A 25,822-nucleotide genomic window follows, 5' to 3' on the forward strand; every position below is an offset into this window, starting at 1 on the left:
GCAGGTACTTGTTCGCCAGCTCCGAGTACTCCTTCTCCAGGTCGTCGGCCAGGTAGGCGACGTACGCCCACGGCACCTCGTGCACGTGGTCGCGCATCCCCAGCAGGTGGCGCTTGGCCCGCGGCGCGTCGTCGGCCAGGGCGAACGCCGCCGCGAACAGGTTGTGCGCCTGGAGGGCCCTCGGGTGGGACTTGGCGGCCGCGCCCCGCTTGCCCGGGTCCTTCTTGTCCGCGCCCCACCGGTCCGCCGCCCACTTGTCCGCGGCGGTCGCGATCTCGTCCCGGTGCCTGCCGAAGTAGCGCATCTTCAGACCCGCGATCTTGAGCGCGCTGCGCGACTGCACGGCGTCCTCGAACTGCTCCAGGAAGATCTCGAAGTGGGCCAGCGGCAGCATGGCCACCACCGGGTCGCCGGGCGGCGCGGCGTCCACGCTGCCCTGCGCGAACGCCATCATCTCCTCCGCCGACCCGCCCCACTTGGCGGCCAGGATCTGCAACCTCGTCCAGTGCGCCGGGTACAGGGTCGGGCAGCGGGCCGCGATCTCCCGCCACACCTCGTCCTTCTGCTCCCGGTCCACCTGCAGGCCGAGGCCCGCGGTCTGGAGCTGCGCCCACGGCACGGCGTCGCGGGGCAGGAGCTTGGCGGCCTCGTGCAGCGGGGCGACGGCCTTGCGCAGGGTCCCGAAGAAGACCTTGAAGCGGTCCTTGCCGACGGTGTCCGCCCGCCCGGAGCCGCGGATCGCCCACGCCTCCCGGACGAACGCCGTGCCGGCCAGCAGCCACAGGTCGGGGTCGCTGTTGCCCTTGGCCAGCTCCAGCAGCTCGTCCGCGTGACCGATGGCGTGCTCGCCCAGCACCTCGGCGCGCAGCGCGCGCACCTCGGGCTCCTCGCGGCACTCCGCCAGCACAGTCGTGGCGGCCCTCAGGTGGCCCGCGTCCATCTCCTCGGCGGCGATGTCCAGGATCGCGTCGTCGTAGGTGTGGTCGCGCACCACCTCGCGGGCGACCGCGGCGGGCCGCTTCCTCCGGAAAATCCCCACTCCAGCGACTTTACTTCCCTCCGAGCCGGACCAAACGAAGACTTTCGTAGTGCCGAACGCCACCTTTCCTCCCTTGTCCGCAACAGTACGCAGGCGATGGGGTGGACACCTCGATCGGAGGGGGACAGATGAGAAGGAAATTCGCCGTAGCCGTGTCCGCGCTCCTGCTGGCCACGGGTCCGCCGGCGCTCGCGCGGGCCGCCGGGCCCGACCCGCAGGCCGGGCCCAACCCGCACCTGGACCAGACCATCGCGTGGCAGCCGTGCGCCGAGCCCGAGCTCCAGGGCCTGGAGTGCGGCTCGTTCACCGCGCCCCTCGACTGGCGCACGCCCGCCGACGGCCGGTCGATCACCATCGCGGTGAGCCGGCTCAAGGCCGCGAACGGGCAGGCCAGGGGCAGCGTGCTGACCAACCCGGGCGGTCCGGGCGCCGCCGGGCGGCTCCTGCCGGCGGTGTTCGCGAGCCGGGCGAAGCTGGTCGCGGACCTGGAGGTCATCGGCATCGACGTGCGCGGCACGGGCGCGAGCAGCAACACCACGTGCGGCGGGTTCGACTTCCTGACCGTCACCGACACGCGCGACCGCAGCCGGGCCAACACGGAGCTGATCTACGACGCCGCCGAGCTCCAGGCCACGGCGTGCCAGGTCCGCTCGGGCGAGTTCGGGAAGCTGGTCAACACCGAGCAGACCGTCCGCGACCTCGACCTGCTGCGGCACCTGCTGGGCCGGGAGAAGATCAACTGGATCGGGTACTCCGGCGGCAGCTGGATGGGCGCCTACTACGCCACCTACTTCCCGGAGCGGGTGGACAGGTTCGTGCTCGACTCCAACGTCGACTTCACCAGCACCTGGCAGGACGTCTTCGACAACTTCGGCTTCGGCTTCGAGCGGCGCTTCCGGACCGACTTCCTGCCGTGGGTCGCCCGGTACGACGGCCTCTACCACCTGGGCACGACCGCCGAGGGGGTGCGGCAGGCGTACGAGGCGACCAGGGCGGAGCTGGCCGCGAGCCCGCTGCCGCTGCCGGACGGCGGCGTGGTGGACGCGACCCTGCTGGACCTGGTCCTGATCCGGGGCCAGTACAGCAAGCAGACGTTCCCGCAGGTCGCGGAGTTCCTGGCCGCCTTGGCGCAGGCCACGGCCGCGGAGGCGCGCACGGCCCCGGCCGCCGTGGCCACCGCCGTCGCCCAGTACCCGGACGCCTCGAACGGGACGCTGTACTCGGTCCTGTGCAACGACACGCGGTTCCGCCACAACCGGACCACGCTGGCGCTGGAGGCCGAGCGCCTGGGCAGGCAGTACCCGCTGTTCGGCTACTACCAGATCGCGGCGCCGTGCGCGTTCTGGGACCGGCCGGCGCTGAACCTGAAGAAGCCGAACGGCAAGGGCGTGCCGCCGGTGCTGATGGTGCAGTCGGTGCGCGACCCGGCCACGCCGCTGGAGGGCGCGCAGCGGGCGCACCGGAACTTCGCCGGCTCGCGGCTGCTGACCGTGACCGACGAGGGCGACCACGGCATCTACGGTTTCGGCAACGCGTGCGTGGACGACGTGGTCGAGTCGTTCGTCGTCGACGGCGTGGTGCCGCCGGCGGAGTCGACGTGCCCCGGCGTGCCGCTGCCGGACCCGACGGCGCCCGCCGCCGCGCAGGTGCTGCCGACACCGCTGGGCTGGCCGCTGTGACGCGGTGAACACCCCGGCGAACACCTCCGTGAACGCCGAGGTGAACGCCTCAGGGGGTCCGGTCGCCCGCGCGGCCGGGCCCCCGGCGCCTCAGTGCGCCGGACCGCCGCCCTGCCGCCGCCGCGCCGCGTACACGCCGGCCTCGGTGCGCCGGTCGAAGCCGAGCTTGTGCAGCAGCGAGGAGACGTAGTTCTTGACCGTCTTCTCCGCCAGGTACAGCCGGTTGGCGATCTGCCGGTTGGTCAGGCCCTCGGCGATCAGGTCGAGGATCCGCCGCTCCTGCGGGCTCAGCGCCGCGTAGCGCGGGTCCTCGACCGCGCCGCCCCGCAGCCGCTGGAGCACCGTCGCGGTCACGCCCGAGTGCAGCAGCGACCCGCCGGCCGCGAGCGTGCGGATGGCCGAGACCAGGTCGTTGCCCGACACCTGCTTGAGCATGTACCCGGCCGCGCCCGCCATGATCGCGCCGAACAGCGCCTCGTCGTCGGAGTACGAGGTCAGCATCAGGCACGCGGGCGGCGGCTGGACGGTCGAGCGGATCTCGCGGCACACGGTGACCCCGTCGCCGTCGGGCAGCCGCACGTCGATCACGGCCACGTCGGGCCGGTGGGTCGCGGCGGCCGTCACCGCCGAGGCCGCGTCCTCCGCCTCGCCGACGACCTCGATGTCGGGTTCCAGGGCGAGCAGCTGCTGCAACCCGCGCCGGACGATCTCGTGGTCGTCGACGAGCAGCACCGAGATGGTCATTGCGCCTCCCCTACCCCGACATCAACGGCACGGACCACGTCACTGTTACACCACGTCCTTCTTCCGAGTGAATTTCGCAGTTGCCGTCCCACCGCTGGGCGCGCGCCACCATGTTGGCCACGCCGCCGGTGTGCCGGGCGCGGCCGACCGGCAGGCCCGCGCCGTCGTCCCGGACGACCAGCCGCAGCCACGTCGCCGCGCGGTCCACCGAGACCTCCACCTCGACCTTGCCCGCCGCCGCGTGCCTGGCCGCGTTGGCCAGCGCCTCGCGCAGCGTGGCCAGCAGGTCGGGGCGCAGGTGGTCGGGCACCACGGAGTCGACCGGCCCGTCCAGGACCAGGGTGGGCTCGAACCCGAGCAGCCGGGTCGAGTCCTGCACGACCTTGAGCAGCCGGGCCCGCAGGTCGGCGGCGCCCGCGGGCGGTTCCTGGAGCGAGAAGATGGTGCGCCGGATCTCCCGGATGGTCTGGTCGACCTCGGTGACGAAGTCCGCGAGCCGCTGCGCCACCACCGGCTGCTCGACCAGCCCGTTGAGGCCCTGGAGCCCCAGGCCCAGGCCGAACAGCCGCTGCACGACCAGGTCGTGCAGGTCGCGGGCGATGCGGTCGCGGTCCTCCAGCACGGCCAGCCGCCGCCCCGCGCCGGTGGCCCGGGTGAACTCCAGGATCAGCGCGGCCTGGCGCGCGAACGACTCGACCAGGGCCACGTCCGGGTCGTCGAACCCGACCCCGTCGGGCGCCCGCGCCACCAGCAGCACGCCCAGCACCCGCTCGCCCGCGGCCAGCGGCACGGCCAGGGCGGGCCCGATGCGGTCGCCGTGGTCGGGCAGGCCGGCGAACACCCTGGCCCGGCCGGTGTCGAACACCTCGCCGCACTCGCGCGACGGGTCGAACCCGCTCAACTCGCCGTCCATCACCCGCACGGCCAGCTCGCCCTGGAGGTCCGGCAGCGCCAGCAGCGCGGCCACGCCGTCGGCGGCCAGCCGCGCCCGCACCGCGACCAGGCGCAGCGCGTCCCGGTCGGGGCTGCCGGTGAGCAGCGCGTTCGTCACCTCGTTGGACGCCCGCAGCCACACCTCCCGCTGCCGCGACTGCTCGTAGAGGCGGGCGTTCTCGATGGCGATGCCCGCGGCGGCGGCCACCGCCAGCACCACCTCCTGGTCGGCGCGGGTGAAGTCGCCGCCCTCCTTGTCGGTGAGGTAGAGGTTGCCGAACACCTCGCCGCGCACGTGCACCGGCACGCCGAGGAAGTGGGGCGAGGCCGGGTCGAACGCGACCTCCTCGCCGGGCGCGGGCACGTCGAACGCGCTGTGGTGGCCCTCGCCGCGGGTGAACTCCAGCAGCTGCCGGTTCGGGCCGACCACGGCCAGCGCGCCGTAGCGCGCGTCGACCAGCTCGCACGACGACTCGACGATGCGGCGCAGGACGTCCGGGAGCGACAGGTCGCTGGCGAGGGACACGACCGCGGCGAGCAGCCGGTGCAGCCGCTCCTGCGAGAAGATCACCTCGGCGGTGCGGTCGGTCAGCTCGCGGAGCAGGCCGTCCAGTCGCACCGCGTTGTCGTCCGGGGAACCGGCCACGCGAGACCACCTAGGGCTGAGGGGCCACGAGAGTAACGCCTGCCCACTACGGAATGCGACGACCCGAGAGCACTTCGAGGTCCACGACCAGGTAGTGGTCGCGCTCGCCCCAGCCGCGCGAGGGCAGCGGCAGCCGCCGGAGCTCGGTGAGCCGGAGCTCGTCGTCCACCTCGGTGACGTGCCCGATCCCCATCACCGACCAGCCCTTGGACAGGTCCGGGGCTATCTCGTCGATCTGGAACGCCACGATCGTGTCGCGGGCGACGAGCGTCGCGCTGCCGTCCGGCACGCGCAGCACCACGCACTCCCCGTCCAGGACGTACACGACCGGGTGGACTACGGGGAGTGCCCGGTCGGTGTAGACGAGTCGGCCGACCGCGGTCGAGCCGAGCAGTCGCAGGCACTCGTCGCGGGCGAGCACCTGAAGGCCGGCGGCGTCGTACATGGCACCCCTCTGCATCCACCGTTGCCGGGTTACCACGTTCTGCCGCGGGGCCGCCGTTGCCTAGGGTCGGAAGTCCCGGGTTCCCGGGCTCATCCGGGCGAGGGGCGCGGGCGAGGGCCGGCCGCACGGGGTCGCCCGCCGCCCGCACCGGTCCGCACGGCGCGGTGCTCACGCCGGGGCGGCGCTCACGCCAGGGCCGTGGCCACGCCCTCGTCCTGGACGCCGCGCCACAGGTGGGGCGCGAACCCGAGCACGGCGCGCTCCACCGCGCGGACCACGCCCGCCGAGTCGCCCAGGAGCAGGCGGTAGGTGCCGTCCTCGCGGGCCAGGTGCGCCAGGTCGGCGTGGGAGGCCCGGAACGCGTCCGGGTCGGCGGGCAGCAGGTCGAACCGGACGCCGGTCCTGCGCACGGCGGAGTCGGCCGGGTGGAAGAACCGCGCCCTGGTCCGCGACAGCCGCACCGCGCCCAGCTCGGGCCACGCCACCGCCCACGGCTCGCCGCCCGGGTCGTCCCAGCGCACGCCCGGGTCGTCGAACACGAGCTTGCGCGGGCGCGACAGCTCCGCCCGGTTCAGCACCGCGACCAGCGCGATCCCGGTCAGCGCCAGGCCGACGACCAGGCCGATCGCGCCGACCGCCCCCTCGCCGCCGGCGTGCGCGACCACCGCGCCGACCAGCGCCGCCACCCCCAGCGCGCCGGTCGCGGACGCGCACGCGACCACCCGCCTGGTGCTCCTCGCCCCGATGTCGACCACGACCCGCGTCACGCGCGCACCCCCTCGACCAGCAGGTCCGCCGCGGCGTAGGGGTCCAGCCCGCCCGACGCGACCCGCTCCGCCAGGGTCTCCAGCGCGCCGCCGCCGCGCAATCCCCCGAACCGGGACCGCACCCGCTCCAGCGCGATGGCCTCGACCTCGCGGGCGGCGCGGGCGGCGCGGCGGCGCCCCAGCTCGCCCCGCTCGACCAGCCACGCGTGGTGCGCCTCGATCTCCTCCACCACGTCGGCGACGCCCTCGCCGCGCGCGGCGACCGTCTTCACCACCGGTGGCCGCCACGAGCGGCCCTCCCGCTCCCGGCGGCCCAGCGAGATCATGTGCTTGAGGTCGCGCGCGGTCTGGTCGGCGCCGTCGCGGTCGGCCTTGTTCACCACGAACACGTCGGCGATTTCCAGCACGCCCGCCTTGGCGGCCTGGACGCCGTCGCCCATGCCGGGCGCCAGCAGCACCACCGTGGTGTCGGCCAGCGACACCACCTCGACCTCGGACTGGCCCACGCCGACCGTCTCGACCAGCACCACGTCGCAGCCCGCCGCGTCGAGCACGCGCAGCGCCTGCGGCGTGGCCCAGGACAGGCCGCCCAGGTGGCCGCGGGTGGCCATGGAGCGGATGAACACGCCCGGGTCGGTGGCGTGCTCGCCCATCCGCACCCGGTCGCCGAGCAGCGCGCCGCCGGAGAACGGCGAGGACGGGTCCACCGCCAGCACGCCGACCTTCGCGCCGCGCTCCCGGTAGGCCTTCACCAGGGCCGAGGTCGACGTGGACTTGCCCACGCCGGGCGACCCGGTCAGGCCGATCACCCTGGCGTTGCCGCAGAACGGCGCGAGCGCCGCGGCCACCTCCCGCAACAGCGGGCTCGCGTCCTCGACCAGGGAGATCAGCCTGGCGACCGCGCGCGGTTGTCCGGCACGCGCGCGGTCGACCAGCTCTGCTACGTCAACGGTCCGCTCCACACCTGAAGACCTTAGGGATCATCAGGCCTTCGGCACACGGACGATCAGCGCATCGCCCTGACCGCCGCCGCCGCACAGGGCGGCCGCGCCCACGCCGCCGCCGCGGCGCTTGAGCTCCAGGGCGAGGTGCAGCGCGATCCGGGCGCCGGACATGCCGATCGGGTGGCCCAGCGCGATCGCGCCACCGTTGACGTTGACCTTCTCCTCGGCGATGCCGAGCTGACGGGTGGAGACGACGCCGACCGCGGCGAACGCCTCGTTGATCTCGACCAGGTCCAGGTCGGCCGGGTCGATGCCCTCCTTGGCGCACGCGGCCTTGATCGCGTTCGCGGGCTGCTCGTGCAGGCTCGCGTCCGGGCCGGCGACCACGCCGTGCGCGCCGATCTCGGCCAGCCAGGTCAGGCCCAGCTCCTCGGCCTTGGCCTTGCTCATCACGACCACGGCGGCCGCGCCGTCGGAGATCTGCGAGGCCGAGCCGGCCGTGATGGTGCCGTCGGAGGCGAACGCCGGGCGCAGCTTGGCCAGGGTTTCAACGGTGGTGTCGGCGCGCACGCCCTCGTCGGTGGCGAACAGCACCGGGTCGCCCTTGCGCTGCGGGATCGCCACGGGCGCGATCTCCTCGTCGAACACGCCGTTCCCGGCCGCCTTGGCGGCGAGCTGGTGCGAGCGGGCGGCGAACGCGTCCTGCTCCTCGCGGGTCAGGCCGTAGCGGGCGTTGTGCTTCTCGGTGGAGGCGCCCATGGCGACCTGGTCGAAGGCGCAGAACAGGCCGTCGTGGGCCATGTGGTCGAGCATGGTCACGTCGCCGTACTTGAACCCGCCGCGGGACTTGGGCAGCAGGTGCGGCGCCTGGGTCATCGACTCCTGGCCGCCGGCGACCACCACGTCGAATTCACCCGCCCGGATGAGCTGGTCGGCCAGCGCGATGGCGTCGATGCCGGAGAGGCAGACCTTGTTGACGGTCAGCGCGGGCACCGTCAGGGGGATGCCGGCGTGCGCCGCGGCCTGGCGCGCCGGGATCTGGCCCGCGCCCGCGGTGAGCACCTGGCCCATGATCACGTACTGGACCTGCTCGGGCGCCACCCCGGCCCGCTCCAGCGCCGCCTTGATGGCGACGCCGCCGAGCTGGGCGCCGGAGAAGTCCTTCAGCGATCCGAGCAGTCGCCCCATCGGGGTACGGGCCCCGGCGACGATGACGGAACCGGACACAGCAGCCTCCACAGCGGGTGTAAGCGGTTGTTAACACGCCACGATACCCAGGGTTACCCGGCGGTAGTCTTGTGAGACGTCGCACAGCGGCACCTGCACCGATTCGGCGGTTACCTTCCCTGACATGGAAGAACTCCGCGGTCTCGTAACCGCCATAGACCACGTCGGCATCGCGGTGCCGGACCTCGACGCCGCGGTCGCGTTCCACCGCGAGCACTTCGGGCTGGAGCTGGCCCACGAGGAGGTCAACGAGGACCAGGGCGTCCGGGAGGCGATGCTGCGCGCGCCCGGCGACGACGGCACGGGCGCCGCGGTCCAGCTCCTCGCGCCGCTGACCCCCGAGTCGACCATCGCGAAGTTCCTCGACCGGTCCGGCCCCGGGCTCCAGCAGCTCGCCCTACGGGTGTCCGATGTGGACGCGGCGAGCGACGTCCTGCGCGCGAAGGGCCTCCGGGTGCTGTACGACGCGCCCAAGCGGGGCACCGCGGGCAGCCGGGTGAACTTCGTGCACCCCAAGGACGCGGGCGGCGTGCTGGTCGAGCTGGTCGAACCCGCCGACCACTGACCCGCCGGGTCGCCGCCCTCAGGGGTGCTCGGTTTCAGGAGCGCTGGAGCGCCGCCGCCACGAAGGTCAGCTCGCGGTCCATCCGGTCGTCGCCCACCGCGTGCCGGGCCACCGAGTGCCGGTAGCTGACCGCCAGCGCGACGAGCGCGGCGGCGCCGTCGACGTCCTCGGCCGCCACCGCGGCGCCACCCGCGCCGAGGATGACCTCGCGGATCTGCCGCACCACGGCCTCGTACCGCGCGTGCAGCGCGTCCCGGACCGCCTCGTGCGTGTCGGGCTCGCGCCACAGCAGGTGGCTGAGCAGCGGTGACGCGGCGAGCCGCGCGTCCAGGGCCGCGACCAGCCTGCGCAGGCTCTCCGCGACGTCGCCCGCGACCACCACGCGGCGCGCGTCCACCGTGCCGTCCGGCAGGCGTTCGACGAGGGCCGCCAGGAGGTCGGGCTTGCGGCGGAAGTAGTAGTGCACCAGGCCCTTGGGCACACCGGCGCGCTCGGCGATGCGCGAGGTGGGCGTGGCGTCGAAGCCCGACTCGGCGAACAGCTCCTCGGCCGCCCGCAAGATCCTCTCCCTGGCCGGGTCCCCGGTCACCCCTCGCCCTTCGCCGGTGGGACCCGCGGCACGCCGCGGGCCCCGGTCTGCACCTCGGTCGGACCCCGGTTCACGCGGTGCCGGGCACCCGGCGGCCGTGCGCCCCGCGCGCGCCGTGCGCCGCGTTCGCCGCGGGCATGGCCATCGCGCCCATCGCGACGGTCAGCGCGCCGCCGATCCAGGACACCCACGACGCCGCGGTCAGGTCGCTGTATCCGATCACCCACGGCGCGATGAACAGCAGCGCGCCGAGGACGACCTGGAACCACTCGCCGTACACCATCGCGGGCCTCGCGAGCGACGCGAGCCCGTCGAGGGCGATCAGCGCGCCCAGCACGACCATCGTCCACATGCCCGCGGTGGAAGTTTCCACCACGAGCGGCGAGAGCAGCACGAGCACGCCGATGACGACCTCGGCCCAGTCCTGCCACCTGGTCCACGCCTTGGTCATGACCTGCACCTCCGTCCTCATCGTTCGGACACCGTCGATGCTCCGCCTGGTTGGCCGCCCGGTCAAGGACGGCCGATCGGGGGAAAGCGGCGTGCGGTGCCTCACAGGTCCGGCATCTGAATCGGTTACCCGTGGGTAACCTCCGGCAACTCGCGTGGGCGCAGCGCAAAGTCCCACCCCAAGTCCCACATCCCCTTGCCCCCGAATGGGAGGGAACGCCGTGCAGGAGATCCTCGATGCCATCCTCGCCGACGAACTGGAGGCCATCGGATCGCTCCCGGTGCCGGAGAGCTACCGGGGCGTGACGGTGCACGCCGACGAGGTCGGCATGTTCGAGGGGCTCGCCACCAAGGACAAGGACCCGCGCAAGTCCCTGCACGTCGACGAGGTCCCCACGCCGGAGCTGGCCCCGGGCGAGGCGCTGGTGGCCGTGATGGCCAGCGCGATCAACTACAACACGGTGTGGACCTCGATCTTCGAGCCGCTGCCGACGTTCGCGTTCCTCAAGAAGTACGGCGGCCGGCACGACCGGCCCTACCACGTGGTGGGCTCCGACCTGGCGGGCGTGGTGCTGCGCACCGGGCCCGGCGTGAACGCGTGGAAGCCCGGTGACCGGGTCGTCGCGCACTGCCTGGACGTGCAGTTGGAGCACCCCGACGGGCACAGCGACACCATGCTCGACCCGCAGCAGCGCATCTGGGGCTTCGAGACCAACTACGGCGGCCTCGCGGAGGTCGCGCTGGTCAAGTCCAACCAGCTGATGCCGATGCCCGACCACCTCACGTGGGAGGAGGCGGCGTCCCCCGGTCTGGTGAACTCCACCGCCTACCGGCAGCTCGTGTCGGCCAACGGGGCCAACATGAAGCAGGGCGACACCGTCCTGATCTGGGGCGCCTCCGGCGGCCTCGGCTCCTACGCCACGCAGTTCGCGCTCAACGGCGGGGCCACCCCGGTGTGCGTCGTGTCCTCCCCGGAGAAGGCCGAGATCTGCCGCCGGATGGGCGCGGAGCTGATCATCGACCGCACCGCCGAGGGCTACCGGTTCTGGAAGGACGAGCACGAGCAGGACGTGTCGGAGTGGAAGCGGCTCGGCGCGAAGATCCGCGAGCTGACCGGCGGCGACGACCCGGACATCGTGTTCGAGCACCCGGGCCGGGAGACGTTCGGCGCGTCGGTGTACGTGGCGCGCAAGGGCGGCACCATCGTGACCTGCGCCTCCACCAGCGGGTACCTGCACCAGTACGACAACCGGTACCTGTGGATGCACCTCAAGCGGATCGTCGGCTCGCACTTCGCCAACTACCGCGAGGCGTGGGAGGCCAACCGGTTGGTCGCGAAGGGGAAGATCCACCCGACACTGTCCAAGGTGTACTCGTTGGAGGACACCGGCCAGGCGGCGAACGACGTGCACCGCAACGCGCACCAGGGCAAGGTCGGCGTGCTGGCGCTCGCCCCGACCGAGGGCCTCGGCGTGCGGGACGCGGAGAAGCGCGAGCGGCACCTGTCCGGGATCAACCGCTTCCGGGGCGTCTGAGGCGTTCCGGCACTACCCGTTCCCGGTGCCCGCCGCGCACCGGGAACGGGTAACGTGCACGTCATGGGCCTCGCCGACGACCGTGACCTCGTCCCCCTGGGATCCGGCTTCGACATCGTCAAGCGCGGGTACGACCGCGCCCAGGTCGAGGACCACCTGGAGCGCCTGGACTCGGACCTGCGCCTGCTCGCCGCCGACCGCGACGCGGCGGTGTCGCAGACCAACGACCTCGCCCGCCAGCTCGAGGCCGCCCGCTCCGAGATCGCCGAGCTGCGCGGCCAGGTGGAGCGGCTGTCGCTGCCGCCGACCACGTTGGAGGGCCTGAGCGAACGCCTCCAGCGGATGCTGCGGCTCGCGCAGGACGAGGCGAACGAGATCCGCGCGCGGGCCGAGGCCGAGGGCGGGCACATCCGCGCCAAGGCCGAGTCGGACGCGGCGGCGCTGCGCGCCCGCTACGAGAAGCTGCTCACCGACCTGGACCAGCGCCGCGCCGAGATGGAGGCCGAGCACCGGGGCGTGCTGGAGCAGGCGCGGGCCGAGGCCGAGCGGATCGTGGGCGAGGCGCGCGAGGCGGCGGCCCGGCTGGACGAGGAGTCCCTCCAGCGCCGGACCACGATCGAGGAGGACTTCGAGATCGCGATGGCGGCCCGCCGGGTCGAGTCGATGAAGACCCTCGCCGAGCAGGAGGCGGCGTCCAAGGCCGAGGCCGAGCGGCGCGTGCGGGAGGCGGCCGAGGAGGCCGCGCGCGTGCGGGCGCAGATCAACCAGGAGGCGGCGGCGTCGAGCGCCGAGGCGCAGCGCCTGGTCCGCGAGGCCACCGAGGAGGCCAACCGCCGGCGGCACGACTCGATCAGCGAGGCCACCGCGCGCGTCCAGGAGGCGACCGACGAGGCGAACCGCCGCGTCCGCGAGGCCACCGAGGAGTCGAACCGCCGCGTCAGCCAGGCGAGCACCCAGGTCGACGCCCTCAAGCAGCTGCGCAACCGCCTGTCCCAGCAACTCCACGCGGTCCGCACCGCCCTGCACGACGTGACCCCCCTCCTGGACCCGCTGGACGAGGAACGCCCACCCACCCGCCAGCCCCAGCACCCGCAGCCGCCCACCCAGCAGCAACCGCCTGCCCAGCCCCAGCCGCCCACCCAGCAGCCCTCGCAGCCGCAGCCCCCTCAGCCTTCGCAGCCGCAGCCCACCCAGCAGCAGCCGCCCACCTCCCAGCCGGACCAGCCCACCCCTCCTCCGGCCACCACCACCCCCTCGGCGACCGACCAGCCCACCACCCCCCAGTCGGCCACCCCCCAGCCGGCCACTCCCCAGCCGGCCACCAAGCCCTCCCCGGACGGCCCCACCCAAAAAATCGCCCGCCCAACCCCGAAATCCCGAGCAGGCAAGCGCTAGCCCCCCAGAACGCGCGTGTCCTCCACTGGAGCATCGCGTGTCCTCCACTGGGGCATCGCGTGTCGTCCGGTCCGGCACCGCGTGTCGTCCGGTCGGGCACCGTGAACCGCTCGGTCAGACCCCGGCTCGGCGTCGCCACTCCAGCACCGCCGAGGTGAACGCGTCCGGCGCCTCCAACGGCGTCAGGTGCCCGGCCCCGGCGACCTCGACGTACTCGCCCCGCCGCAGCACCCCGGCCAGTTCCCGCGCCAACGCGGGCGGCGTGAGGGCGTCGTGCTCACCCACCAGCACCAGCGCCGGGACGTCGGCCGCCGCGAGCACGTCCGTCGAATCCGGTCGGGCCGCCATCGCCCGCTGCGCCCACGCCACCTCCGCCGGGTCCTGGGCCAGGATCAGCTCCCTCACCCGTTCGAGGACCGCCGCGTCCGGCGACGGCCCGAGCAACCCGGCGACCACGGTGTCCGGCACCCACCCGACCCCCTCCGCCTCCACCCGCGCGGCCATCGCCAGGCGGTTCGCCCGCGCCTCCTCGGTGTCCGCCCCGGCCCGCGTGTCGGCCAGCACCAGCCCCGCCACCCTCTCCGGGGCGCGGCGCAGCACGGCCATCGCCACGTAGCCGCCCATCGAGCAGCCGCCGAGCACCGCGCGCTCGATCCCGCGCCGGTCCAGCAGTTCGACCACGTCGTCCGCGATTGCCACCAGATCGGGTGAACGATCGCCTCCGCGTTGATCAATCGTGATCGGTTTCAGCAGGTCACGCACGTCGTCCCACATCCGCGAGTCGAACGGGAAAGCGTGCAGCAGCACCAACGGCGAGGAATCCACCCCTGAATTGTCGGACCCCCTCACTACCGTCGCGACCATGACCTCCAACCCGGATCAGATCCGCACCGAACGCCTCCTGCTGCGGCGCGTCGGCCCGGGTGACGTGCGCTCCGCGATCGCCGTGCTGTCCGATCCGGGGACGAACCGCTTCAACCCGGCCGGTCCGCCGTCCGCGGAGGGAGCGGCGAGGATGCTGGTGGAGTGGCAGGCCCACTGGGCACGCGACGGCATCGGGTACTGGGCGGTGGAGCTGCCGGAGACCGCGGAGGTCATCGGCTTCGGCGGCCTGCGCCACCACGACCTGGACGGGGAACCGACGTTCACCCTGTTCTACCGGTTCCGCCCCCGGCACCGGGGCCGCGGCTACGCGCCGGAGATGGCACGCGCGGCCATCGACTGGGCGAGCCGGTTCCGGCCGAACCGTCCGGTGGTGATCATCACCGACCTCGACGACGAGCCCTCCCAGCGCGTCGCGGAGGAGCTGGGCTTCGCGCACGTGGGCGACCGCACGGCGGTCGAGGGTCCGGTGCTGGTCTGGCGGCGTCAGGAGGCCACGATGGTCACCTGACGCTGCTCGTGCGGGCCGGACCAGGTGCGCGGCAACGGCGTGGGCACCTCGGGCACGACCGCGGACACGATCGCGTCGAGCACCTCTTCGGACTGCCCGACCATGAGGTGCTTGGCCCCGGGGAAGTCGATCACGTCCGCGGTCGGGATGTCCGCGCCGAACCGCCGCCTGGCCTCGGTCGGTGGCAGGTAGGTGTCGAACTCCGGCACCAGGCATACCACCGGCCGACCCGAACGCGCCCAGGCACGCAGGTGGTCACCCGTGCTCCAACGCAGGGGAGGTGAGATCAACACGGCACCACGGACAACGGGGTCGCACCCGTACATCAGCGCGAGGTCGGTTCCGAACGACCAGCCGACGAGCCACACCGAGGGCAACCCGCGCCCGACCGCGAACGCCAGGGCGGCGGCCACGTCGAGCCGCTCCCCGACCGCGTGGTCGAACGCCCCCTCGCTGCGCCCGGCCTCACTGGCGGTCCCGCGGGTGTTGAACCGCAACACCGCGAGGTCGGCCAGCGCGGGCAACCGCCACGCCGCCTTGCGGTAGAGGTGGGAGTCCATCATGCCGCCGTGCGTGGGCAGCGGGTGCAGCAGCACCAGCGTTGCCCGAGGCGCGCGGGCCGGCGGCAACGACAGCTCGCCGACCAACGCGAGCCCATCGTCGGTCCGCAACGTCACCGCCTCCCGGCGGGCCGGGAGCACGGTGTTGGCCTTGATCGGCACAGCCTCGGTCGGAACTGCCTCGCCCACACCGCCGATCCTGCCACCCGGGCAGTCCAGGCAGCCCAGGCACCGGCAGCCCAGGCACCGGCAGCCCAGGCACCGGCAGCCCAAGCGCTCTCCTGCTCCGCGTGCGGTTGCCTGCCCAGACCTGTCCGGTCCTGCCGGGGGCGCGGGTCCGTGCCGCGCGGGTCCGTGCCGGCCGGGCGCGGGTCACCAGCGGCGGGAGGTGGGGCCTCTCCGGCCTCGTGACGTCCAGCAGCCTTGGTGCCAGTGGCGGCGGTCCTCCACCGAGCCGTAGTCGGCGGCGGGCCAGGCGACCACGTGTGGCGTGCCCGGGCGGATCTCGTGGTCGCAGCCGGGGCAGCGGTAGGTCTTGGTGGTGGCGGTGCCGGAGACCGAACGGACCAGCCACTCCCCGTCCGGGCCGCTCTCCGCGCGTGCCCAGCCGTGGCCGCCGAGTGGTGGCGGCTCGTCGCGGCGGTGCGGGCGGTTGCGGCGTGGCACGAGGGACCAGGGTATCCGGCGGCCTTCCGGTGATCGCCTACGGTCCACTGGGTGAGCAAGTGGCAACGAGGCATATTGACCGTATTGCTGGTGGTGGAGGCGCTGATCACCCTGCTGCCGGTGGTGCGCGGGTTGCTGTTCGAGGCGCCTCCGAGTGGGCTGCGCGCCGACCGCCCGGTCGAGGTCGTGCTTCGGGAACCCGATGTGCCGATCGGTCAGCCACGCGGCCTCCGCCAGGGCGTCCTGCTGGCCACCACGGCGTTGATGCTGGTCATGGCCGTGTCGGCGCTGGTGTTGGTCTGGTCGCGGCCTCGGGCGCGGACGTGGCTGGTGGTGTTCGGGGGCACCCACGCCGCCGCCGCGGGGTTGGGCTGGGTGCACGACCTGCCGCTGTTGACGTTGCTCGCGACCGTGTCGGCGGTGGCCGTGCCCTTGGTGGCGCTGGCGCCCTGGCGGCAGGGACAATGAGGCCGTGCCCACTTACGAGTTCCGTTGCAAGGCGTGCGGATCGACCTTCGACGTCAAGCGGTCGATGGACCAGGCCTCCGCGCCCGCACCGTGCCCGAACGGCCACGACGACACCGTGAAGCTGCTGACCATGGCCGGTCTCGGAGGCAAGGCCGACGCGCCCGCCGGTGGTGGCGGCGGGGGCGGTTGCTGTGGCGGGGGCTGCTGCGGCTGAGCGAGGGCCGCTCCCACTGAGCGAGGGCTGCGGCGGCTGAGCGGAGGTCGCTGCGGCTGAGAGGTCGCCGGGATGGGCAGGCTCCCCGCCGGGACCGCCCGCTCACCCGGCCTGCCGCCCCGCTCACCCGGCCCGCCGTCCCGCTCAGCCGGTCGGCTCGTTCGCCAGCAGCACCTCGGCGACCTTCTTCCCCTGGTCGCAGATGGCGCCGAACCGGGCCGACCCGTCGATCACGATGATGCCGATGCCGCCCCCGGCGTAGTCCATCACCAGCACGCACGAGGGCTGCACCGACGTGTCCGTGGTCCGGTCGAAGTAGGTCACCGTACGACCCTCGACCTCGAACTCCCCGTTGCTCTGCTCCAGCGTGATCGGCCGCCCCTCGCGGAACCGCAGCGTCACGCCCACGTCCAGGTCACCGACCGCGGTCTGCCACTTGCACGACTGGTCGAACTTCGAGTCGTACCCGGTCTCGGTCGGTTCGGCGTCCTTGTCCGGCACGTCGTAGGGCAGGTCCTTCCACCCCATCAACGCGCAGATGTCGCCGACCGCCCCGGTGTCCGAGTCGTCGTCCGGCCCGGACGGCTCGTCCGGGTCCGAGGACTCGGTGGACGGCGCCTGCTGTTCCGTGGTGAACGGCGGATCGATGTCGAGCACCTGTTCCGACACCGCGGTGCCGTTCACCGTGTACGCACAGGCGCTCGTCACACCGAGCGCCGCCACCAGGAGCGAGATCACCACACGCCGCATGGTGACCACGATGCCAAACGCCGGGCGCCGGCACCTACTCAGGCTGCGTAATCGCGGAAACCCTTGCCCGTCTTCCGACCCAACCTGCCCGCTTTCACCAGGTGCTCCAGCAGCGGCGCGGGGGCGAAGCCCGCTTCGCGGAACTCCAGGTACAGGGTCCGCTCGATGGCCAGCGACACGTCCAGCCCCACCACGTCCAGCAGCTCGAACGGCCCCATCGGCAGCGAGCAGCCGACCTTCATCGCCTCGTCGATGTCGTCCGCCGAGGCGTAGTGCGCCTCCAGCATCTTCACCGCGTCGTTGAGGTACGGGAACAGCAGCGCGTTGACGATGAACCCGGCCCGGTCGCCGCAGTGGACCGGCGCCTTGCCGAGGTCGAGGCACACCCGCCGGGCCGTGGCGACGACGTCCGCGGCGGTCGAGATGGTCTCCACGACCTCCACCAGCTTCATCACCTGCGCCGGGTTGAAGAAGTGCAGGCCGACGACGTCGCCGGGGCGCCGGGTGGCCGCCGCGCACTCGATCACCGGCAGCGACGACGTGGTGGTCGCCAGCACCGCGCCCGGCTTGCACACCTCGTCCAGCGCCCGGAACACGTCCTTCTTGACCGACAGCTCCTCGGCGACGGCCTCGACCACCAGGTCGCAGTCGGCCAGGTCCGAGAACTCCACGACGGGCGTGACGCGGGCCAGCGCCGCGTCGCGGTCGGCCTCCGCCAGCCTGCCGCGCGACACGGCCTTGTCCAGCGACTTGCGCACCTTGGCGACCGCCGCCGACGCCTTGTCCGCCGACCGCGCCCGCAGCACCACGTCGTACCCGCGCTTGGCGAACACCTCGACGATGCCGGTGGCCATGGTGCCGGTGCCGATCACGCCGACCCGCTGCACCTCCCGCGCGGCGACGGCGTCCGAGGCCGCCGCGGGCGTGAGCGCGTCCGGCACGACGACCGGCGAGTCCGCGCCGTCGTAGGTGTAGAAGCCGCGCCCGCTCTTGCGGCCCAGCAGGCCCGCCGTGATCATCTGCTTGAGCAGCGGCGCCGGGGCGTGCAGCCGGTTGCGCGACTGGTGGTACATCGTGTCGAGGATCTCGTAGGCGGTGTCGAGCCCGATCAGGTCCAGCAGCGCGAGCGGACCCATGGGGTAGCCGCAGCCGTGGCGCATGGCCGCGTCGAGGTCCTCCCGCGTGGCGTAGCGCGACTCGTACATGCGCACGGCGTGGTTGAGGTAGCCGAACAGCAGCGCGTTGGCGATGAACCCGGCCCGGTCGCCGATCACGACCGGCGCCTTGCCGAGCCCCTCGGCGAACGCGACGACGTCGGCCACGACGTCCGGCTCGGTGACGACCGTGCGCACCACCTCGACCAGCTTCAGCACCGGCGCGGGGTTGAAGAAGTGCAGGCCGACGACCTTGCCGGGGCGTCCGGTGTGGACACCGATCTCGGTGATCGACAGCGAGGACGTGTTGGACGCGAACACCGTGTCCGGACCGCAGATCCGGTCCAGCTCGGCGAACACCGCCGCCTTCAGCTCCACCCGCTCCGGCACGGCCTCGACGACGAGGTCCGCGCCCGCGAGGGCGGTCAGCGAGGTGTCGTAGGAGATGCGTGACAGCAGCTCGTCGCGCTCGGCGGCGGTGAGCTTGCCGCGGGCCACCGCGCGGTCCGTCGAGTGCTCCAGGTGGCCGCGCCCGCGGACCAGGCCCTCCTCGTCCACGTCGACCGCCACGACAGTGACCCCGGTGCGGGCGAGCACCTCGGCGATGCCGGCGCCCATCGTGCCGAGACCGACGATTCCCACCGTGCTGAACTGCCGCGTCACTGCTTACCTCCCACTCACCGGAGTGGCTACCAGACGGTAACTTGTCGCGACTATCCCACGCTGGTCACGCACCGTTCGCGTGAGCTTCACCATCGGTATCGAGCAAGTGATCGGTCCAGCGGCGTCCCGCGAACTCACTCGTCGAAGCGCCGCTCCGCCAGCTCCCGCACCCGCCGCACGGCCTCCGCCGCGTCCGCGCCGCGCGCGACGACCTCGACCGTCGCACCGCCGGGTGCACCCAGCCCCATCAGGGCCAACACGCTCTTGGCGTCCACCTCCGCCGAGCCGAACCGCACCGTGACGGAGGCGTCGAGCGGGTCCAGGGCGCGCACGACCAGGGCTGCGGGCCGCGCGTGCAGGCCGACCTCGTTGAGGAGGCGCACCTCGGCCCGGACGGGTGCGCCGGGAGGCACCTCGGACGGGGAGCCGGGCCCGGTGCCCACCGCGTCCGCCGCGTCGGCGGGCACGGCCGGTGCGACGCCCAGGGCTGCCGTGGCCGCGACGGACGGATCAGGAACGGCATCTGCACCGGCCCCCGGGACACCCGGTCCGGCAGCGGCCTCGAAGCCACCCGGCTCGGCGCCGGCACCAACCCCAACCCCAACCCCAACCCCGGCACCGGCACCGGCACCGGCACCGGCAGGAGCGAAACCGGCGCCCGCCTCCGCCGCCGCGGCCGCCACCTCGGCCAACGACGCGCCGCCCTGCGCCCGCACCGCCGCCGCCACCGCGCCCTCCACCAGCGGCGCGTCCACCACCAGCACCGGCCCGGCCGCCTCCGCCGCCGACGCCTCCTCCGCCGCCATGTCCGCGACCATCCGCGCGCTGCCCAGGTCGAACAGCACCACCACCCCGTCACCGGAGTCGGCCGCCGCCAGGGCTTCGACCACCGCCGCGTAGTCGGTCCCGAGCCCGCCGGACCCGTCGCCGCCGCACGCCGCGATCGCCACCGACGGCGCCATCTGCCCCGCCAGCTCCGCCACCCCGGCCGCCAGCCGCTCGCTGTGCGACACCACCACCAGGCCGATCACCGGGCAGCACCGGCCAACGCCCGCAGCAGCAGCACCGTCGACCGCGCGCCGGGGTCCAGGTGCCCCGCGCTGCGCTCACCCAGGTACGAGGCCCGCCCCTTGCGCGCCACCAGCGGCACCGTGGACGCCGCGCCCTGCGACGCCGCCTCGGCCGCCGCCTCCAGCACCCCGGCCACCCCGCCGCCGGTCGCCGCCACCGACTCCGCGACGGCCACGGCGGGCGTCAGGGCGTCCACCATCGTCTTGTCGCCCACCTCGGCCTTCCCGCGCGCCACCACGCCGTCCAGCGCCGACCGGAGCGCCGCCGCCACCGCCGACGCGTCCAGCACCGCCACGTCGCCGACCGCCGTCGACGCCCGCAGGAACGCCGTCCCGTACAGCGGCCCGGCCGCGCCGCCGACCGTGGAGATCAACGTCGTCGCGGCCAGGCGCAGCACCGCGCTCGGCGACGCGGGCACCTCGGCGTCCAACTTGGACACCAGCGCGTCGAACCCGCGCTTGAGGTTCTCGCCGTGGTCGCCGTCGCCGATCTCGCGGTCCAGCCGCACCAGCTCGTCGCGGTGCGCGGCCACCGCCTCCGCCGCCGACCGCAACGCCGCCGCCACCGACTCCGCCGTGCACGCCATCAGATCCCCCACCTCAGGGCCGCCGTGCGGACGGGCGCGTCCCACAGCTCCAGCAGCTCGTCGTCGACCTTGAGCAGCGTCAGCGACATGCCCTGCATCTCCAGGCTGGTGACGTAAGGGCCGACCAGCCTCCGCTCCACCACGATGCCCCGCTCGGCCAGCAGCCGCTCGGCGATGCCGTGCGCCAGGTACAGCTCGACCAGCGGCGTGCCGCCCATCGAGTTGGTGAACAGCAGCACCCGGTCGCCCGCGGAGAACGGCAGGTCGGCCAGGACCGGCTCCAGCAGCGCCGCCACCAGCTCGTCGGCGGTCCCCACGGGCACCCGCCGCCGCCCCGGCTCGCCGTGGATGCCGATGCCCAGCTCCATCTCGTCGTCGCCCAGCGTGAACGACGGCTCGCCCGCGTGCGGCACCGTGCACGGGGTCAGCGCCAGCCCCATCGACCGCACCTGCCCGACCACCCGCCGCGCCAGCGCCTCGCACCCGTCGAGGTCCACGCCGCGCTCGGCCGCCGCGCCGACGAGCTTCTCCAGCAGCACGGTCCCGCCGACGCCGCGCCTGCCCGCCGTGTAGAGCGAGTCCTGCACCGCCACGTCGTCGTCGATGACGACCGTGCGCACGTCCACGCCGTCGGCGGCGGCCAGCTCGGCGGCGGTCTCGAAGTTCAGGACGTCGCCGGTGTAGTTCTTGACGACCAGCAGCGCCCCCGCGCCGCCGTCGGTGCGGGACACGGCCGCGGCGACCTGGTCGGGCGTCGGCGAGGTGAACACCGCGCCGGGGCACGCCGCGTCGAGCATCCCCCGCCCGACGAACCCGGCGTGCAGCGGCTCGTGCCCGGACCCGCCGCCGGAGATCACCGCGACCTTGCGCGGCACCGGGGCGTCCGCGCGCACCACCACGGCGGGGTCGTACCGGACGTCCAGCAGGTCGGCGTGCGCGAGCGCCAGGCCGCGCAGCGCGTCCACCACCACGGTCGACGGATCGTTGATGATCTTCTTCACGATGGGTGACCTCCTCGTCGCCGGTCACCCATTCCTACCCCGCCGGACTGGTGGCGGAAAGCCGGGGGATCAGCGGCCGTGGAGCAGGCGCACCAGCCTGAGCACGTGCCTGATGGTCCGCGACCCCCGGTCGTAGGTCATCGGGTTGAGCAGGGCGCCGAACCGCTTGCGGGCCACGGAGTGGGCGTAGGTGAACTCGCGCAGGCCGTCCTCGCCGTGGATGCGGCCGAACCCGGAGTCACCGACCCCGCCGAACGGCAGGCCGGGCACCGACGCGTAGGCCAGCACCGAGTTGATCGACACCATGCCGCAGCGCAGCCGCGCCGCCAGCTCCTCGCCCCGGTTGCGGGAGAACACCGTGGCACCCAGCCCGTAGGACAGGGCGTTGGCGCGCCGCACGGCCTCGTCGGCGTTCGCGACCCGGTTGACCACCAGGGTCGGCCCGAACGTCTCCTCGGTGACGGCCGTGGAGTCCTCCGGCACGTCCACCAGCACCACGGGCTCCACGTACGGGGGCCGGATCGACTCCAGGCCGCCCACGACCGCCCGCCCGCCGCGCTCCAGCGCGTCCGCGACGTGCGACTGGATGACGTCCACCTGCTTGGGCATGGTGATCGGCCCGAAGTCCGCGGTGGGCTCGCCGCCGGGCCGCAGCTTCCCGGCCTTCTCCGTCACCAGCGCGATGAACTCGTCGTACACGGCGTCCGCGACGTAGACCCGCTCCACGCCCGCGCACGTCTGCCCGGAGTTGAAGATGCCGCCCCACACCGCGCCCTCGGCCGCGGCCCGCACGTCGGCGTCCTCGGCCACGATCAGCGGGTCCTTGCCGCCGCACTCCACCAGCACCGGCGTCAGCGACGCGGCGCACTCGGCCATGACCTTCTTCCCGGTGGGCGTCGAGCCGGTGAACGCGACCTTGTCCACGCCGGACCGGCACAGGGCCGCGCCGGTGTCCCCGAAGCCCGTGACCACCTGGAACACCGGGAACTCGGGTACCACCTCGGCGAAGGAGGAGGCCAGGAACACGCCCACGCCGGGGGTGAACTCGGAGGGCTTGAACACCACGGCGTTGCCGGCGGCCAGCGCGTAGGCGATGGAGCCCATGGGGGTGAACGCCGGGTAGTTCCACGGCCCGATCACGCCGACCACGCCGAGCGGCCGGTACTCCAGGGTCGCCGAGTGGTTGTACATGAGCAGGCCCGGCGAGACCTTGCGCCTGCCCAGCACCTTGGCGGCGCGCTTGGCGGCCCAGTGCAGGTGATCGATGACCAGGGCCAGCTCGGTGCGCGCGTCGTCGGCGGACTTGCCGGTTTCGGCGCTGATCAGCTGTTGGGCCTCGTCCAGCCGTTTGACCAGCAGCTTCCGCCACGCGTCGAGCCGGGCGCGGCGGCCGTCGAAGCCCAGGTCGGCCCAGAACCCGGCCGCGTCGCGCGCCAGCCGCACCGCCTCGCGCACCTCGTCCTCGCCGGCGACCGGGTGGTGGCCGACGACCTCGCCGGTGCGGGGGTCGAGCGAGGCGAACCGGTTGCGCTCGTCGTCGGCCCGCGCGGACGTGGTGGAAGCGGTCTGCGTCATCGGGACCTCCAGGCGACGACCTACGTGTTACCGAACAGTAACGGGCAACTGCTCGTGATGTCAGCCCCCGGCAAGCCCCGCTCCACCTCCGCGCCCTTTCGCGCACCCCCGGCTCAGGCCCTGGGGATCTTCCCCAGCAGCACCTTGGCGAAGGCGACCGCGGCGGCGCACCGGTCGAACTCCGACTCCTCCGGCCCGGCCGCCTTCACCTTGACCACCTCGCCCTCGCGGTCCTGCTCGGTCCGCTGCACCCACAGCACCTCGCACGACGGGAACGCCGTGGTGGCCGCGACCTGGTAGCCCTTGACCCCGTCGCCGAGGTCCACCTCGGTCTGCTCGTCGTCGAACTCCCGGTCCGCGGGCACGAACGTGCGGCGCAGGTCCAGCGTGATCTCGCGGTCCGGGCCCGTCCACGAGCAGTTGTGCAGCCCGTACGGGAACACGCGGTGACCGCCGCGGCCGATCGCCGCCTGGATCGACGCCTCGTCCGGCAGCGCGCACGGGTCGAGGGCGACCAGCGAGCCCTGCGCCGGGGTGATCACGCCCTTGCGCCCCTTGACCTGCTCGACCACCGACTCCATGACCTGGCGGCCCAGCGCGCACGCGTCGCCGTCCTCGTAGCCGATCTGGACGGTGATGCCCAGGCCCGGCTCGTCCTGGGTGATGACCGACACGAAGCACGCGCTGTTCTCCAGCACCTGCTCGTGGCTGCGCAGCCCGGCGAGCTGCTTGTCGGCGTCCTCCAGCTCGACGGTCATGGTCTGGCCCAGCTCCACGGTGACGCCGAGGTCCTTGCCGGAGCCGTCCTCCATGAAGTTGGAGCACCGGCTGAACCCGCTGCGGGACTCCGCGCCGGGCTTGCCGAGCCGGCCGAGCAGGTCCTGGGTGAGCAGCGCGCACGGGTCGACCAGCCGCAGCTTGTCGGGCGCGAACGCCGGGTCGACGGGCTTGCCCGCGGGCACCCTGGTCGGGATCGCGCCCGAGGTGGCGGTGGCGTTCCCGGCCTCGGCCGCGATGGTGCTGCGCGGGAAGTTCCGCTTCGCCAGGTCCGGCCCGGCACAGCCGGCCAGCAGGAGGAACGCGCTCAGGACGGCCACCAGACGGGTCACGACGTGCACGGTAGCTCCCGCGTGCGACGTGCGTGGCGAGAACCCTGTGTCCGTCCTCACGACACCCTTCGGGAACGATTCAGAAGGTCATCGCGCTGTACCCGGTGAACCCAACGAAAGGAACATCGAGTGCGCAACCGCATCCGAAGCGCCATCCGTCGGTTCGACGCCTGGACGGTCGAGGCGTTCAACCCGGTCTACCCCCGGCGCTGACCCTCCCCCGCCGGCTCCTCGTCCGGCACGATGACGGGCCTCAGGAACGCCCACGCCGCGAACGCCGCGGCGAGGGCGAGCATCCCGACCCCCGACCAGAGGTTGATGTTGAGCCCGTCGGCCCTGGCGAGGTCGGACTCGTCGGTGAAGCCGAGTCCGACCACCAGCACCACCGCGCCGTAGATCGCGAAGAGCATTGCGATCACCAATCGCAGGTCGAACAGTCCGGCCTTGTGCGCCACGGTGACCTCCTCCCTCCAGCCCCGGTCAGGCGAAGACGATGTTGAGCACGACGGTCAGGGCCAGCACGCCCGCGCCCAGCAGCGCCGGCGAGCGGTACCACCCGGCGTCGTCGCCGGTGGTGGAGTGCTTGCGGTCCTCCTTGGGCGTGAGGCTGTAGACCAGCCCGCGCAGCCGCTCCTCGGGCACCGGTTTGGTCACCATCGTGACCGCCACGCTCACCACGATGTCCACCACGAACGCCGCGCCGGCGCCGACGAAGCTCGCGCCCTGGCCCGGCAGGTTCAGCACGCCGGTCTCGGCGAGGACGAACACCAGCACCGCCGCGAGCGTGCCCGCGACCAGGCCGATCCAGCCCGCCGCCGCCGACATCCGCTTCCAGAACATGGCCAGGATGAACGTGGCGAACAGCGGCGCGTTGAAGAACGAGAACAGCGCCTGGATGTAGTCCATGATGTTGCCGTAGCCGGCGGCCAGGAACGCCGTGCCGATGGCGATGACCGTGCCGCCGACCGTGGCCAGGCGACCGATCCGCAGGTAGTACTCGTCCGGGCGGTCCTTCTTGACGTAGTCCTGCCACAGGTCGTACGTGAACACGGTGTTGAACGAGGACACGTTCGCCGCCACGCCGGCCATGAACGACGCCAGCAGGCCCGTGATCGCGATGCCGAGCATGCCGTTGGGCAGCAGCTGCTCCATCAGCGCGGGCAGGGCGTTGTTGTAGACCACGCCCTGGCTGTCGCCGCCCGCCTTGAGCGCCTGGAGCTCCGGCACGACCAGGGCCGCGATGATGCCGGGGATGACGATCACGAACGGGATCAGGACCTTGGGGTACGCGCCGATGATGGGCGTGCGCCGGGCGGCCGACATGCTCTTGGCCGACAGCGCGCGCTGCACCTCGGCGAAGTTCGTCGTCCAGTAGCCGAACGAGAGCACGAAGCCCAGGCCGAACACGATGCCGATGACGCTGAGCACCGGGTTCTCGATGCCGGTCAGGTCGGTCGCGGGCCACGATGACAGCTGTTCGGCGCCGCCGGGGCCGGCCTTCACGCGCTCGACCAGGCCGTCCCAGCCGCCGACCTTGTGCAGGCCGACGATGGTCAGCGGGAGCAGCGCGGCGATGATGACGAAGAACTGGAGCACCTCGTTGTAGATGGCCGCGGACAGGCCGCCGAGGGTGGTGTAGGCCAGCACGATCAGT

Annotated in this window: 28 protein-coding genes and 1 pseudogene; 7 read left to right on the plus strand and 22 right to left on the minus strand. The window is 73.2% G+C overall.

Translation table 11 applies throughout. From position 1 onward, the window contains the following. Positions 1-1,039, minus strand: a 1,039-nt coding sequence (locus ACFV4N_RS21570) for a hypothetical protein (protein ID WP_499674356.1), incomplete at its 3' end; no start/stop codon positions are given. 128 nt (positions 1,040-1,167) lie between these two features. On the opposite strand from ACFV4N_RS21570, the gene ACFV4N_RS21575 reads away from it, so the two are divergent. Then, positions 1,168-2,718, plus strand: coding sequence for an alpha/beta hydrolase (locus tag ACFV4N_RS21575; RefSeq protein WP_499674357.1), 1,551 nt, complete (start codon positions 1,168-1,170; stop codon positions 2,716-2,718). A 90-nt stretch (positions 2,719-2,808) separates the two neighbouring features. Here ACFV4N_RS21575 and ACFV4N_RS21580 read toward each other — a convergent pair whose 3' ends face one another. The 6 genes from ACFV4N_RS21580 to ACFV4N_RS21605 all read right to left on the minus strand — a co-directional run bounded on the left by ACFV4N_RS21580 (position 2,809) and on the right by ACFV4N_RS21605 (position 8,424). Continuing rightward, complete coding sequence (locus ACFV4N_RS21580; protein WP_499674358.1) at positions 2,809-3,462, minus strand: response regulator; 654 nt, start codon at positions 3,460-3,462, stop codon at positions 2,809-2,811. A 10-nt stretch (positions 3,463-3,472) separates the two neighbouring features. Further along, entirely contained in the window at positions 3,473-5,041 is a 1,569-nt protein-coding gene (locus ACFV4N_RS21585) for a sensor histidine kinase (RefSeq protein WP_499674359.1), read from the minus strand. 46 nt (positions 5,042-5,087) lie between these two features. Then, positions 5,088-5,486 (minus strand): pyridoxamine 5'-phosphate oxidase family protein, encoded by a 399-nt coding sequence (locus ACFV4N_RS21590; RefSeq protein ID WP_499674360.1) that lies wholly within the window; start codon positions 5,484-5,486, stop codon positions 5,088-5,090. A 185-nt stretch (positions 5,487-5,671) separates the two neighbouring features. After that, a complete protein-coding gene (locus ACFV4N_RS21595) occupies positions 5,672-6,253 on the minus strand; it encodes a hypothetical protein (RefSeq protein WP_499674361.1) in 582 nt (193 codons plus the stop codon). Then, positions 6,250-7,215: a methylmalonyl Co-A mutase-associated GTPase MeaB gene (gene meaB / locus ACFV4N_RS21600; RefSeq protein ID WP_499674362.1), complete on the minus strand. Its 966-nt coding sequence runs from the start codon at positions 7,213-7,215 to the stop codon at positions 6,250-6,252. Before meaB ends, ACFV4N_RS21595 begins: the two co-directional genes overlap by 4 nt. Before the next feature lie 21 nt (positions 7,216-7,236). Next, on the minus strand, positions 7,237-8,424 hold the full coding sequence (locus ACFV4N_RS21605; protein WP_499674363.1) for an acetyl-CoA C-acetyltransferase: 1,188 nt from the start codon (positions 8,422-8,424) through the stop codon (positions 7,237-7,239). A gap of 124 nt (positions 8,425-8,548) precedes the next feature. Here ACFV4N_RS21605 and mce point away from each other — a divergent pair, with 124 nt between their 5' ends. Then, positions 8,549-8,989 (plus strand): methylmalonyl-CoA epimerase, encoded by a 441-nt coding sequence (gene mce, locus ACFV4N_RS21610; RefSeq protein ID WP_499674364.1) that lies wholly within the window; start codon positions 8,549-8,551, stop codon positions 8,987-8,989. A gap of 34 nt (positions 8,990-9,023) precedes the next feature. Here the strand turns inward: mce and ACFV4N_RS21615 are convergent, their stop codons facing one another. Together ACFV4N_RS21615 and ACFV4N_RS21620 are read right to left on the minus strand one after the other, a co-directional pair. Next, positions 9,024-9,578, minus strand: coding sequence for a TetR/AcrR family transcriptional regulator (locus ACFV4N_RS21615; RefSeq protein ID WP_499674365.1), 555 nt, complete (start codon positions 9,576-9,578; stop codon positions 9,024-9,026). Between the two features lie 70 nt (positions 9,579-9,648). After that, positions 9,649-10,029: an SPW repeat protein gene (locus tag ACFV4N_RS21620; protein WP_499674366.1), complete on the minus strand. Its 381-nt coding sequence runs from the start codon at positions 10,027-10,029 to the stop codon at positions 9,649-9,651. A gap of 205 nt (positions 10,030-10,234) precedes the next feature. On the opposite strand from ACFV4N_RS21620, the gene ccrA reads away from it, so the two are divergent. Together ccrA and ACFV4N_RS21630 are read left to right on the plus strand one after the other, a co-directional pair. Further along, entirely contained in the window at positions 10,235-11,563 is a 1,329-nt protein-coding gene (gene ccrA, locus ACFV4N_RS21625) for a crotonyl-CoA carboxylase/reductase (protein ID WP_499674367.1), read from the plus strand. Between the two features lie 63 nt (positions 11,564-11,626). Continuing rightward, complete coding sequence (locus ACFV4N_RS21630; protein ID WP_499674368.1) at positions 11,627-12,958, plus strand: chromosome segregation protein; 1,332 nt, start codon at positions 11,627-11,629, stop codon at positions 12,956-12,958. Between the two features lie 114 nt (positions 12,959-13,072). On the opposite strand, the gene ACFV4N_RS21635 is transcribed toward ACFV4N_RS21630, so the two are convergent. After that, entirely contained in the window at positions 13,073-13,822 is a 750-nt protein-coding gene (locus tag ACFV4N_RS21635; protein ID WP_499674369.1) for an alpha/beta fold hydrolase, read from the minus strand. On the opposite strand from ACFV4N_RS21635, the gene ACFV4N_RS21640 reads away from it, so the two are divergent. Next, the gene (locus tag ACFV4N_RS21640; RefSeq protein ID WP_499674370.1) at positions 13,821-14,351 is read left to right on the plus strand and encodes a GNAT family N-acetyltransferase; all 531 of its coding nucleotides are present in this window, start codon (positions 13,821-13,823) and stop codon (positions 14,349-14,351) included. The two genes, ACFV4N_RS21635 and ACFV4N_RS21640, sit on opposite strands and share 2 nt — an antisense overlap. On the opposite strand, the gene ACFV4N_RS21645 is transcribed toward ACFV4N_RS21640, so the two are convergent. Both ACFV4N_RS21645 and ACFV4N_RS21650 read right to left on the minus strand, forming a co-directional pair. After that, complete coding sequence (locus ACFV4N_RS21645) at positions 14,327-15,100, minus strand: alpha/beta hydrolase (RefSeq protein ID WP_499674371.1); 774 nt, start codon at positions 15,098-15,100, stop codon at positions 14,327-14,329. The genes ACFV4N_RS21640 and ACFV4N_RS21645 overlap by 25 nt on opposite strands. Before the next feature lie 183 nt (positions 15,101-15,283). Next, positions 15,284-15,577, minus strand: a complete 294-nt coding sequence (locus ACFV4N_RS21650; RefSeq protein WP_499674372.1) for an Rv1322 family protein — start codon at positions 15,575-15,577, stop codon at positions 15,284-15,286. A gap of 75 nt (positions 15,578-15,652) precedes the next feature. On the opposite strand from ACFV4N_RS21650, the gene ACFV4N_RS21655 reads away from it, so the two are divergent. Both ACFV4N_RS21655 and ACFV4N_RS21660 read left to right on the plus strand, forming a co-directional pair. Continuing rightward, positions 15,653-16,045, plus strand: coding sequence for a hypothetical protein (locus ACFV4N_RS21655; protein WP_499674373.1), 393 nt, complete (start codon positions 15,653-15,655; stop codon positions 16,043-16,045). A gap of 4 nt (positions 16,046-16,049) precedes the next feature. After that, on the plus strand, positions 16,050-16,259 hold the full coding sequence (locus tag ACFV4N_RS21660) for an FmdB family zinc ribbon protein (RefSeq protein ID WP_499674374.1): 210 nt from the start codon (positions 16,050-16,052) through the stop codon (positions 16,257-16,259). 144 nt (positions 16,260-16,403) lie between these two features. On the opposite strand, the gene ACFV4N_RS21665 is transcribed toward ACFV4N_RS21660, so the two are convergent. The 10 genes and pseudogenes from ACFV4N_RS21665 to ACFV4N_RS21710 all read right to left on the minus strand — a co-directional run. Continuing rightward, the gene (locus ACFV4N_RS21665) at positions 16,404-17,009 is read right to left on the minus strand and encodes a DUF3558 family protein (protein ID WP_499674375.1); all 606 of its coding nucleotides are present in this window, start codon (positions 17,007-17,009) and stop codon (positions 16,404-16,406) included. A 38-nt stretch (positions 17,010-17,047) separates the two neighbouring features. Further along, positions 17,048-18,826: a 3-hydroxyacyl-CoA dehydrogenase family protein gene (locus ACFV4N_RS21670; protein WP_499674376.1), complete on the minus strand. Its 1,779-nt coding sequence runs from the start codon at positions 18,824-18,826 to the stop codon at positions 17,048-17,050. A gap of 134 nt (positions 18,827-18,960) precedes the next feature. After that, a complete protein-coding gene (locus ACFV4N_RS21675; RefSeq protein WP_499674382.1) occupies positions 18,961-19,293 on the minus strand; it encodes an HPr family phosphocarrier protein in 333 nt (110 codons plus the stop codon). Between the two features lie 186 nt (positions 19,294-19,479). Continuing rightward, positions 19,480-19,857 (minus strand): annotated as a pseudogene (gene dhaM / locus ACFV4N_RS21680) (dihydroxyacetone kinase phosphoryl donor subunit DhaM); the annotation flags it as partial. Next, on the minus strand, positions 19,854-20,483 hold the full coding sequence (gene dhaL / locus ACFV4N_RS21685; RefSeq protein WP_499674377.1) for a dihydroxyacetone kinase subunit DhaL: 630 nt from the start codon (positions 20,481-20,483) through the stop codon (positions 19,854-19,856). The gene dhaL and the pseudogene dhaM, both read right to left, overlap by 4 nt. Beyond that, entirely contained in the window at positions 20,483-21,484 is a 1,002-nt protein-coding gene (dhaK, locus tag ACFV4N_RS21690) for a dihydroxyacetone kinase subunit DhaK (RefSeq protein ID WP_499674378.1), read from the minus strand. Before dhaK ends, dhaL begins: the two co-directional genes overlap by 1 nt. A gap of 69 nt (positions 21,485-21,553) precedes the next feature. Beyond that, positions 21,554-23,059, minus strand: coding sequence for an aldehyde dehydrogenase family protein (locus ACFV4N_RS21695; protein WP_499674379.1), 1,506 nt, complete (start codon positions 23,057-23,059; stop codon positions 21,554-21,556). Positions 23,060-23,172: 113 nt separating this feature from the next. Next, on the minus strand, positions 23,173-24,168 hold the full coding sequence (locus tag ACFV4N_RS21700) for a DUF3558 domain-containing protein (protein WP_499674380.1): 996 nt from the start codon (positions 24,166-24,168) through the stop codon (positions 23,173-23,175). 197 nt (positions 24,169-24,365) lie between these two features. Next, a complete protein-coding gene (locus ACFV4N_RS21705) occupies positions 24,366-24,578 on the minus strand; it encodes a hypothetical protein (RefSeq protein ID WP_499674383.1) in 213 nt (70 codons plus the stop codon). A gap of 70 nt (positions 24,579-24,648) precedes the next feature. Next, the coding region (locus ACFV4N_RS21710) for a sodium:solute symporter family transporter (protein ID WP_499674381.1) at positions 24,649-25,822 on the minus strand (1,174 nt) is incomplete at its 5' end.

The sequence above is a fragment of the Actinosynnema sp. NPDC059797 genome, assembly GCF_042732085.1.
Lineage (GTDB): Bacteria > Actinomycetota > Actinomycetes > Mycobacteriales > Pseudonocardiaceae > Actinosynnema.

Coding starts and splice junctions, on each gene's coding strand:
- dhaL (WP_499674377.1), bottom strand. CDS start 20,483: ATGGCGTGCACGGCGGAGTCGGTGGCGGCGGCGTTGCGGTCGGCGGCG.
- ACFV4N_RS21580 (WP_499674358.1), bottom strand. CDS start 3,462: ATGACCATCTCGGTGCTGCTCGTCGACGACCACGAGATCGTCCGGCGC.
- ACFV4N_RS21630 (WP_499674368.1), top strand. CDS start 11,627: ATGGGCCTCGCCGACGACCGTGACCTCGTCCCCCTGGGATCCGGCTTC.
- ACFV4N_RS21695 (WP_499674379.1), bottom strand. CDS start 23,059: ATGACGCAGACCGCTTCCACCACGTCCGCGCGGGCCGACGACGAGCGC.
- ACFV4N_RS21590 (WP_499674360.1), bottom strand. CDS start 5,486: ATGTACGACGCCGCCGGCCTTCAGGTGCTCGCCCGCGACGAGTGCCTG.
- ACFV4N_RS21575 (WP_499674357.1), top strand. CDS start 1,168: ATGAGAAGGAAATTCGCCGTAGCCGTGTCCGCGCTCCTGCTGGCCACG.
- ccrA (WP_499674367.1), top strand. CDS start 10,235: ATGGGAGGGAACGCCGTGCAGGAGATCCTCGATGCCATCCTCGCCGAC.
- mce (WP_499674364.1), top strand. CDS start 8,549: ATGGAAGAACTCCGCGGTCTCGTAACCGCCATAGACCACGTCGGCATC.
- ACFV4N_RS21620 (WP_499674366.1), bottom strand. CDS start 10,029: ATGACCAAGGCGTGGACCAGGTGGCAGGACTGGGCCGAGGTCGTCATC.
- ACFV4N_RS21705 (WP_499674383.1), bottom strand. CDS start 24,578: ATGCTCTTCGCGATCTACGGCGCGGTGGTGCTGGTGGTCGGACTCGGC.
- ACFV4N_RS21665 (WP_499674375.1), bottom strand. CDS start 17,009: ATGCGGCGTGTGGTGATCTCGCTCCTGGTGGCGGCGCTCGGTGTGACG.
- ACFV4N_RS21635 (WP_499674369.1), bottom strand. CDS start 13,822: ATGGTCGCGACGGTAGTGAGGGGGTCCGACAATTCAGGGGTGGATTCC.
- ACFV4N_RS21640 (WP_499674370.1), top strand. CDS start 13,821: ATGACCTCCAACCCGGATCAGATCCGCACCGAACGCCTCCTGCTGCGG.